Source organism: Sporomusa sp. (assembly GCF_035561255.1).
GTDB lineage: Bacteria > Bacillota > Negativicutes > Sporomusales > Sporomusaceae > Sporomusa.
This window is the reverse complement of the sequence record NZ_DATMXX010000156.1, coordinates 1-3,364: the sequence shown is the minus strand read 5'-3', so window position 1 is coordinate 3,364 and position 3,364 is coordinate 1. Positions and strand designations below refer to the sequence as shown.

Annotated in this window: 3 protein-coding genes; 2 read left to right on the top strand and 1 reads right to left on the bottom strand. The window is 43.5% G+C overall.

Translation table 11 applies throughout. The annotated features are described in order from the left end of the window. The first annotated feature begins 169 nt into the window (after positions 1-169). Together VN379_RS25140 and VN379_RS08995 are read left to right on the top strand one after the other, a co-directional pair. Positions 170-469 (top strand): hypothetical protein, encoded by a 300-nt coding sequence (locus VN379_RS25140; protein WP_414714978.1) that lies wholly within the window; start codon positions 170-172, stop codon positions 467-469. A gap of 126 nt (positions 470-595) precedes the next feature. Beyond that, positions 596-1,732: a dienelactone hydrolase family protein gene (locus tag VN379_RS08995; RefSeq protein WP_325532969.1), complete on the top strand. Its 1,137-nt coding sequence runs from the start codon at positions 596-598 to the stop codon at positions 1,730-1,732. Between the two features lie 207 nt (positions 1,733-1,939). Here the strand turns inward: VN379_RS08995 and VN379_RS08990 are convergent, their stop codons facing one another. Further along, the gene (locus VN379_RS08990) at positions 1,940-2,818 is read right to left on the bottom strand and encodes a radical SAM protein (protein ID WP_325532967.1); all 879 of its coding nucleotides are present in this window, start codon (positions 2,816-2,818) and stop codon (positions 1,940-1,942) included. Positions 2,819-3,364 lie beyond the last annotated feature (546 nt).

Below are 3,364 nucleotides of genomic sequence, written 5' to 3'. Positions count from 1 at the left end.
ATATATATCTAAAAGTCAATAGGCTTATGTGAAAAACCTCTGAAACTATTGTCAATTCTAGCAAAAATAATTTCTATCCCACCATTTTTACAGTTAGGTTATATACCGCTAAGGCCTATGCGGTTAGCTCTGCGTTCGATTTTTTTATGCCCTATTACAGTTTCACCCCATTCAGCCACATCTCACCACCTGCCTAATTGGGTACACGCCCTTCCTAACATCCTCCACGCCCTTCCTAACATGTCCCACGCTCTTCCTAACATCCTCCACGTCCTTCCAAACATCCTCCACGCCCGGTCTAACATCCCCCACGCCTAGTCTAACATCCTCCACGCTCGGTCTAATATCCTCCACGCCCTTCCTAACATGTTCCACGCTCTGCCTAACATTTTCCACGTCCTTCCTAACATGTCCCACGCCCTGTCTAACAATCCCCGCCACCTGTTTAAAAATTTTGCAGCAGCAATAAGCTGTTCCGAAAATACTACTACCTTAGTGTAGAAATAAACCACACATAAAGATTGGTTTATACATATAGTAAAAGGGTATATAAACGGCAATTTTGTTGGCTTATAAACAAGTTATGGCACATTAAATGAAACCCATAGCAATTACCATATTACTGATATTTAACTTGGGTCTTCTGATTGCTCAGGAAACAGAAACATTTTTATTACATCATCCAAAATCAAAAGGCGATACAATCATTTATAAGCGAATAATTCAATTGGACAAAAGCCTTAGTTTATATCATGTTAAGGACTATTTTGACAATGGACAAATCCAAATGGATGCATACTATAGCTCTTTCGATAAGCAGATAAAAGAAGAGTATCAATGTAATTATCACTCCAATATCAAGACAGGACAATATCTGACATGGTATAGAAACGGGCAAGTTGAATATTCTGGGAATTATAAAAATGGGCTACGAAACGGATTATGCACGAGTTGGTATGACAATGGACAAAAAGAGGCCGAAGAAAGTTGGGAGGATGGACAACTACACGGGAACGCTAAATATTGGTCCGAAAATGGGGAGTTGCAATATGATTTAACTCTTGTCCATGGGCTAAATCTGAATCAGAAAAATGTCAATTACCAATATCTTTCATATACTCCAAAGGATTATAATGCAGATACCCTAAAAAGGTGGCCGCTCATTATCTATTTGCACGGAGGCTCCGATAGGGGAAGCGATTTAAAAAAACTATTTAGCCAGGGAATACCCGATCAAATATACCGAGGAAGAGAATTCCCATTTATAGTAGTTTCTCCGCAATGTCCAAAGCATATCCGATGGTCCACGGAGAATTGGTTTGAAAGCTTTTACACAGAAATAAACGCCAAATACAGAATCGACACCAATCGGGTTTATCTCACGGGGATAAGCCTAGGTGGCTCTGGCACGTGGTATCTTGCAGCCAAATACCCTGATGTTTTTGCTGCGATAGCTCCAATGAGCGGTTTTACAAGTCACATGGATTTTATCGACAACAATTTGGAAAAGCTAATCAATATCCCGATTTGGGCTTTTCATGGGAAAGTTGACAATGTTATCCCGTTTGAAGAAACAGAAAGAATAATCAGAAAACTAGAAGGAAAGAATAAGGATTTACAATTCACAGCTGAACCGATGGTTGGACATTGGGTTCATTGGTTAGTATATCCTAATCAGGAATTGTACGATTGGTTTTTAAAGCATGATAAAAGATTGAGAAAAAGAAAATAGCAGGCGTTAACCGTAATAATGAAATAAGGCATTCCAACGCAATGTCTGTTAGCTCGCACCAAGATTATAATTCACAAAGGTCAGCAGCGGCACCGAAAGTTAAATACACAATTCTTATTAGCGCGTTAGATTTAAGTATGGATCGTCGCTAAACGCCACCCAGTCCAAACACCTATTAATCCTTTACTTCACCATACTTGTTCCGCCCTATAGCATCGATGGCGATGAGTGGTATAGCCCACCGGGAGTTGAGGCAATTGCCCTATCAAGCTGCGCAAGCAGCATCTCCCTGTCTTTCGATAGCGTTCCGCTAAGATTCAGGTTATTCGACACGTGGTTGCTCCGGTAAATTGCACCATCAATCTCCAATAGGCCGATAAAGGTTCGCAGCTCCTCGAACAGCTCCACAACGGTCAACGGGATGTAGTCCCCTTTAAACTTATTCTTAAAATGTGCCTCGCCCATGGGCATACTAAGCGTTAGTGTGGAGAGGAACTTAGGGTTTACCCTGCTTATAAGTTTGGCTGAGTTAACGGCATGCTGCAGGCTATACTTTTTACCGCCAAGTCCGTTGATTATCATTACCGATGTTTCGATACCGGCGTTATGCGCTTTTAGAATCCCTTCAACTGTCGAATCAGCTGTTTCGCCCTTACCTATTAGCTTCAATAGCTCGTCGTCGCCTGTCTCTACGCCAATGTAGAGCAGCTTTAGGCCATTGGCACGAATGCTCTTGAGCTCATCGTCTGTTTTACTTAGGATGTCGCGAGGTAATGCGTATGCCGATACCCGCTGAACACGCCCAAACTGCCTATTGATCTCCTCCAGTAGCTGCACTAGCCGGTTGGCCGACAGCACAAAGGCATTCCCATCGGCAAGAAAAACCTTCTTGGCCCCTTGGTAGAGCGTCGCAAGAGTTTCAATTTCGGGCTTCAGCTCGTCGAAGCTACGTGCCCTGAACTTTTTTGAGGAGTACATATCGCAAAAGGCGCAGCGATTCCACGAGCAGCCCAGTGTTGCCTGGATTATGGCCGAGTTTGCTTCGGCAGGTGGACGGAAAAGCGGTTCGTCGTAACGGAAATACATAGCTGATGAGTTTCAAGAGGCAAAGATAGCTTTTTAAAGGAAGACCGGAGCTAGAAGGCGCAGGCCGAACAGGGCAGGAGAGAGGGGCCTCCGTTCGTCCCACGCAGTGCCCCATCCCCCAATCTCCAACAATATACAAATGCACCAGCTCCGTAGGAGCGGCATATTAGTAGCAACGGCTTCCAACTGCGCTAAACTTTCACTAACCATACGCTAGAACGGCGCGAGGGGCTGCCCCATCGGCGAGGGTGCGTAAGCATTTTGTGCGGAGGCAGCATCGATGGGGCTTGATCTTTTGTTTCTTTTCCATCAAGGGAAAAGAAAAGGGGAAGATGCACAAAAGATACTTGTTCTGTAGTTGCGAAGAGCAATTGCACCAAGCATAAACCATCTTGAGCCGTAATGCCCTATATACTTACTGACGAAATCCTTTCACGATTCACCTTTCACACTTTCGCAGAAGCCATCCTTTCATCTTTCACATAATACAAGAAATCGACTATTGGCATCAAATTTTGTATACACAAAAATATCTACTATCTTAGA

Bases quoted from the DNA above. Each gene is read 5' to 3' on its own strand.
- VN379_RS08995 (WP_325532969.1), top strand. From the start codon at position 596: ATGAAACCCATAGCAATTACCATATTACTGATATTTAACTTGGGTCTT.
- VN379_RS08990 (WP_325532967.1), bottom strand. From the start codon at position 2,818: ATGTATTTCCGTTACGACGAACCGCTTTTCCGTCCACCTGCCGAAGCA.